Annotated in this window: 7 protein-coding genes; 2 read left to right on the forward strand and 5 right to left on the reverse strand. The window is 67.8% G+C overall.

What is annotated here, in order from left to right; translation table 11 throughout:
• The 4 genes from H0U68_RS11520 to H0U68_RS11535 all read right to left on the reverse strand — a co-directional run.
• Positions 1–269 (reverse strand): TCP-1/cpn60 chaperonin family protein (locus H0U68_RS11520; RefSeq protein ID WP_296355674.1); only part of this gene is annotated, 269 nt, incomplete at its 3' end.
• Positions 270–310: 41 nt separating this feature from the next.
• Positions 311–601: a co-chaperone GroES gene (locus H0U68_RS11525; RefSeq protein WP_296355676.1), complete on the reverse strand. Its 291-nt coding sequence runs from the start codon at positions 599–601 to the stop codon at positions 311–313.
• Positions 602–863: 262 nt separating this feature from the next.
• The gene (locus tag H0U68_RS11530) at positions 864–1,883 is read right to left on the reverse strand and encodes a TRAP transporter substrate-binding protein (RefSeq protein WP_296355678.1); all 1,020 of its coding nucleotides are present in this window, start codon (positions 1,881–1,883) and stop codon (positions 864–866) included.
• Positions 1,884–1,988: 105 nt separating this feature from the next.
• Complete coding sequence (locus tag H0U68_RS11535) at positions 1,989–2,900, reverse strand: LysR family transcriptional regulator (protein ID WP_296355681.1); 912 nt, start codon at positions 2,898–2,900, stop codon at positions 1,989–1,991.
• Positions 2,901–2,991: 91 nt separating this feature from the next.
• Here H0U68_RS11535 and H0U68_RS11540 point away from each other — a divergent pair, with 91 nt between their 5' ends.
• Entirely contained in the window at positions 2,992–3,774 is a 783-nt protein-coding gene (locus H0U68_RS11540) for an NAD(P)H-dependent oxidoreductase (RefSeq protein WP_296355683.1), read from the forward strand.
• Between the two features lie 3 nt (positions 3,775–3,777).
• On the opposite strand, the gene H0U68_RS11545 is transcribed toward H0U68_RS11540, so the two are convergent.
• A complete protein-coding gene (locus H0U68_RS11545) occupies positions 3,778–4,395 on the reverse strand; it encodes a TetR family transcriptional regulator (RefSeq protein ID WP_296355685.1) in 618 nt (205 codons plus the stop codon).
• A gap of 68 nt (positions 4,396–4,463) precedes the next feature.
• Here H0U68_RS11545 and H0U68_RS11550 point away from each other — a divergent pair.
• Positions 4,464–5,628, forward strand: a 1,165-nt coding sequence (locus H0U68_RS11550) for an efflux RND transporter periplasmic adaptor subunit (protein WP_296355687.1), incomplete at its 3' end; no start/stop codon positions are given.

The following is a 5,628-nucleotide window of genomic DNA, read 5'->3' on the forward strand; positions in this document are numbered from 1 at the left end:
GTGGTGCCGTCACCGGCGATGTCGCTGGTCTTGGAAGCGACTTCCTTGACCATCTGCGCGCCCATGTTCTGCAGCTTGTCCTTCAGCTCGATTTCCTTGGCCACGGACACGCCGTCCTTGGTGACCGTGGGGGCGCCGAAGGAGCGCTCGAGCACCACGTTGCGGCCCTTGGGGCCCAGGGTGACCTTCACCGCGTTGGCCAGGATGTTCACACCCTCGACCATGCGCGCGCGGGCGTCGCCGCCGAAAATTACGTCTTTTGCTGCCATGTTGGTTAACTCCGGAATTCAGTGAATGGGGATGGAAGGGCTTAGCGCTCGACGACTGCGAACAGGTCGTCTTCCTTCATGACCAGCAGTTCGTCGCCATCGACCTTCACGGTCTGACCGCTGTACTTGCCGAACAGCACGCGGTCGCCGGTCTTCACGTTCGGGACGATCAGGTCGCCCTTGTCGTTCTTGCGGCCCGGGCCGACAGCCAGCACTTCACCCTGGTCGGGCTTTTCGGCGGCGTTTTCGGGGATCACGATGCCGGAAGCGGTCTTGGTCTCGTTTTCCAGGCGCTTGACGATCACGCGATCGTGCAGGGGGCGAAGTTTCATTGCATCTCCTTGAACTGAAACTGGGGCATCAAAAAGCGCCAACAAAGTTAGCGCTCATTAACTTAGGAGGAGGGCATGACCAGCTTGGCTGTTAGCACTCAACTCCGGCGAGTGCTAATGATAGGGGCATTTTTGTCGGTTTCAAGCGCTGCGGCGTGTGGGATTACACCTGCACGCTCAAAAGACCGCGCCCGTTGAGGCGCCTGCCCCTTGGGCTTGCCGGAGGCGCACCGCGGCATGCGCCGCGGTGCCGGGCGCTGAGTTAGGCCAGTCCGCCGGTGGAGCGTTCCAGAAGCGCCCACGCCTTGTCGCCGAACCTGGCTTTCCAATCGGTATAGAAGCCTGCCTGCCGGATGCGCTTGCGGAAGCTCTCGGGATCGGGCTGATTGAAGACCATGCCCTTTTCCTTCAGCACCTTCAGCAAGGTGGCATTCAGGATCGCGACGTCGGTGCGTTGCGCGGTCGCCGCCGCATTGATGCGGCGCGCAAGGATGCTGCGCATGTCTTCAGGCAGCCGCATCCACGAGGCTCGGTTCGCCAGGAACCAGAAGCCGTCCCACATGTGGTAAGTCAGCGAGCAGTACTTCTGCACCTCGTACAGTTTGGCGCTGTCGATCACCGCCAGCGGGTTCTCCTGGCCATCCACGGTGCGCGCCTCCAGCGCGCGGTAGACCTCGCTGAAATTCAGAGAGGCGGGCACGGCGTCCAGCGCCTTGAACATCGAAGTCCACATCGGCGACACCGGCACGCGCAGCTTCATGTTGCGCAGGTCGGCCGCGCTCTGGATCGGCCGCGCGGACGAGGTGATCTGGCGGAACCCGTTGTCCCAGATATTGTCCATCGCGAGCAGGTCACCCTTGGCCGCGATCTCGGCGCGAATGTAGGCGCCGAGATCGCCGTCCACCGCGCTCCACACCGTGTCGTAGTTGGGAAACGCGAAGCCCAGCCCGGTGATGGCGGCGGCCGGCACCTGGGATGACAGGATCAACCCGGACAAAGTGAAGAAGTCGATGGTGCCCGATCGCAGCTGGCTGATCATCTCCGTATCGGGACCGAGTTCGCTGTTGGGGAAAATCTCGATCTCCAGCCTGCCCTGCGTGTCGTTGCGCACGGCCAGGGCCATCTCCCGCGCCCGTTGGTTCAACGGGTGGGAGGGGGGCAGGTTGTTGGCGAATCTGAGCTTGAAGTCCGCCTTGCCCGGCGCGGATTTTTGCGCCAGCGCGGGCCCGGCGAGCGTGCAGGCGCCGGCGGCAGCCAGCAGGGTGCGGCGTTTGAGTCCCATCAGTTGTCTCCTCGTCGGCTTGATCTGTGCAAGCACGTCCGGCAATGCTGCAAGGTGCACGGCCCGCGCCCATCAGGCATTTGCTTAGCGCGCTGCGCGAATGCTTTAGCGCCGCTGGTGAAACTGGCTCTGCGCAACAAGCGTTTCCCGTACCCACCGCTGCCCCGCATGCCCGTGGCTGCGCTCGTGCCACACCATGCCGACGGCGAAGCCCTCCACCGGGAAGGGCGGCTCGACCAGCTTGAGCGTGTCCGCGCGGCCCTGCACCAGCCGGCGCGGCACCAGCGCCACGAAGTCGGACTGCGCCACGATCTGCGGCACCAGCAGGAACGACGCAGCGGACAGCACCACGTTGCGGCGGTGCCCGAGTGCCGCCAGCGCCGTGTCCACCGGCGTGGCGAAGTCGCCGCCGCGCAGCGACACCACCACGTGCTCCAGCCGCGCGAACGCCTCCACCGTGATGCCGCGCTTCAGGCGTGGATGGCCGCGCCGGCCGATCAACACGTAGCGCTCGTCGAACAGGTGCCGCGCGCGCAGGCCTGGCGGCGCATCCTGCGGCGTCATCAGCGCCAGGTCCACGTCGCCGCGCGCCATCTGCGCTGCCAGCTGCGGCAGATCCAGGTTGCGCAGCGCCACGCGCACGCCGGGTGCCTTGCCGCGCAGGTGCAGCACCAACGGCATGGCGAGGGCCGCCTGCAGGTAGTCGGTGCAGGCGATGGAGACGGTCAGCTTCGCCGTCGCAGGGTCGAAGTTGCGGTGCGTGGCGACGGTGGCGCGCACCTGGTCCAGCGCCTGGCGCAGCGGCGCCAGCAGGTCCAGCGCCTTGGCCGTGGGCGTCATGCCGCGCTGCGCGGGAATCAGCAGCGGGTCGTCGAACACGTCGCGCAGGCGGCTCAGCTGGGCGCTGACAGCCGGCTGGCTCAGGTGCAGCCGCGCTGCCGCCCTGGTCACGTTCTGCTCCATCAGCAAGGCTTCCAGCGTGGCGAGCAGGTTGAGGTCGAGGCGGCTGGTATCCATGTCATGGATGGTAGCAAAATGAATTTGTGATTTCACAAATGGCAGGTTGCGCGCCAGACTTTCCATCCAACACCCGATGGAGAGCGAATTCATGCAGAAGAAAACGGTCCTGGTCGTCCACGCGCATCCCGAACCCACGGCGTTCACGCGCACCCTGGTCGACGTATCGGTGCAGACGCTGCGCGGGCAAGGACATACCGTGCTGGAGTCCGACCTGTACGGCATGGGCTGGAAAGCCGTGTTCGACGAACGCGACTTCCCCGCGCGTGCCAACCCGCAACGCCTGTCGTTCATCGAGGAATCGGGCCACGCCTATGCCGGCGGCACGCAGACCGCCGACGTCGCCGCCGAACAGCGCAAGCTGCTGGCCGCCGATGCGCTGATCCTGCAGTTTCCGCTGTGGTGGTACGGCATGCCGGCCATCATGAAAGGCTGGATCGACCGCGTCTGGGCCTACGGCTTCGCGTACGGCTACAAGGATGCGGGCAATCAATACCGCTACGGCGACGGCATCTTCAAGGGCAAGCGCGCCATGCTGGCAGTTGCGGTTGGCGGCCCGGCCCGGGACTATGCGCCGCGCGGAATCAACGGCCCGCTGGACCAGCTGCTGTTTCCCGTCACGCATGGTTCGCTGTACTTCCCCGGCTTCGACGTGCTGCCGACGTTCGCCACCTACGGGGCGGTGCGCCTGGGCGCGGAGGACGTCGCGCGCGAAAATGCGGCGTGGCGCGCGCGCGTGGAAGGCCTGTTCGAGGACGTGCCGATTCCCTTTCGGGCGCAGAACGGCGGCGACTACCCGGACGGCCACGTGCTGGCCAGCCACGTCGCGGTGGGGCAGACCGGATTGCTTGCGCACATCGCGGACAGCCGGTAGCGGCTAATCCAGCCCCAGCCCCCGCAGGTAGGTCTCCACCGCCTTCCCCCCGCTGCGCTCCAGGTTGAACGCCGCGGGGTCCAGCAGCCAGTTCTGGATCAGCCCGTCCACCAGCGCCTGCAGGCCTTGCGCGGCGACGGCGGCCGGCACCGGCAACGCCTTGCCCTGACGCGACGCCGCCCTGCGCAGCACCGCGCGGAAGCCCTCGATCCACTGCGCGCGCACCCGCAAATGGCGCTCGCGCACGGCGCACAGGCTGTCCACGTATTCGACCTTGTGGGTGGCGATCTCGAACACGCGGCGGGTCTGCGGGTCGGCCACCGTGTTGCGAAAGGCCAGGCGCACCGCGTGCTTGAGCGCGGGCAGCGGGTCGTCGCCGCGCGCGGCGTCCACGTGGGCCAGCGCGCTTTGCAGCGGCAGAACCACCCGGTCCATCATGGCGTTGAACAGGTCGGCCTTGTCCTTGAAGTGCCAGTAGATCGCGCCGCGCGTGGTGCCCGCGGCCAGCGCGATGTCGTTGAGCGAAGTGCCGGCCACGCCCTGGGCAAGGAACACCCGCTCGGCCGCATCCAGCAGCCTGCTGCGGGTGGCGAGGGCGTCCTCCTTGGTGCGGCGTGCCATGGAGGGCGAATATACATGCAACCTTGCATGTATATACTTCGCCTTTCCCTCCCCCACACAGATTCATCATGGCCGTCACTCCGCCGACCGTTGCCGCATGGCTGTTCGCGATCCTGCTCCTGGCCGGCTGCGGCCAGGGAGGCGGCGGCAGCGCTACCCCGGCCTCCGGTGCGGGCGCCTCGCAGCCGCCGCCCGAAGTGGGCGTCATCACCGTGCAATCGGGCGATATCGGCTTGGTGACCGAGCTGCCGGGCCGGCTGGAGGCCTCGCGCGCGGCGCAGGTGCGCGCCCGCGCCGCGGGCATCGTGCTGCAGAGGCTGTTCCGCGAGGGCAGCGACGTGAAGGCCGGCCAGGTGCTGTTCCGCATCGATCCCTCGTCCTATGCCGCCGCGCAATCCGGTGCGCAGGCGCAGCTGGCGCGCGCCGAGGCCAACCTGGGGCAGGCGGCCGCGCTGGCCCAGCGCTACAAGCCGCTGGTGGAGGCCAATGCCATCAGCAAGCAGGATTACGTCAACGCGGTGTCGGCGCAGAAGTCCGCCGAGGCCGACGTGGCGGCGGCGCGCGCCAACGTGCGCACGGCGCAGATCAACCTGGGCTATGCGGCCGTCACCGCACCGATCTCCGGGCGCATCGGCCGCTCGCTGGTGACCGAGGGCGCGCTGGTCGGCCAGGGCGAGGCCACGCCGCTGGCGGTGGTTCAGCAGATCGATCCGCTGTACGTGAACTTCACCCAGTCGTCCGGCGACGTGCTCCGGCTGCGCCGCGCGCTGCAGCAGGGCCAGCTCAAGCGCACCGGTCCCGAGGGCGCGCTTGTGCAGGTGGTGCTGGAGGACGGCAGCGTGCACGCGCAGCCCGGCAAGCTGCTGTTCGCCGACCTGACGGTCGATGCCGGCACCGGCCAGGTGACGGTGCGCGCCGAGGTGCCCAATCCCGGCGGCATGCTGCTGCCCGGCATGTACGTGCGGGTGCGGCTGGAGCAGGCCAAGGCCGGCAACGCCATGCTGCTGCCGCAGCAGGCCGTGACGCGCACGCCGCAGGGCGACACCGTGACGGTGGTGGCGCCGGACGGCAAGCCGGCGCCGCGCCAGGTGAAGCTGGGCAACGCGCAGGCCGGCAGCTGGGTCGTCCTCGACGGCCTCAAGCCGGGCGAACAGGTGGTGGTGGACGGCTTCCAGAAGATGAAGCCGAACATGCCGGTCAAGCCGGTGCCGTGGAGCCCGCCGGGCGCTGCGC

The sequence above is a fragment of the Ramlibacter sp. genome (assembly GCF_013697775.1).
Taxonomy (GTDB): Bacteria; Pseudomonadota; Gammaproteobacteria; order Burkholderiales; family Burkholderiaceae_C; genus Ramlibacter.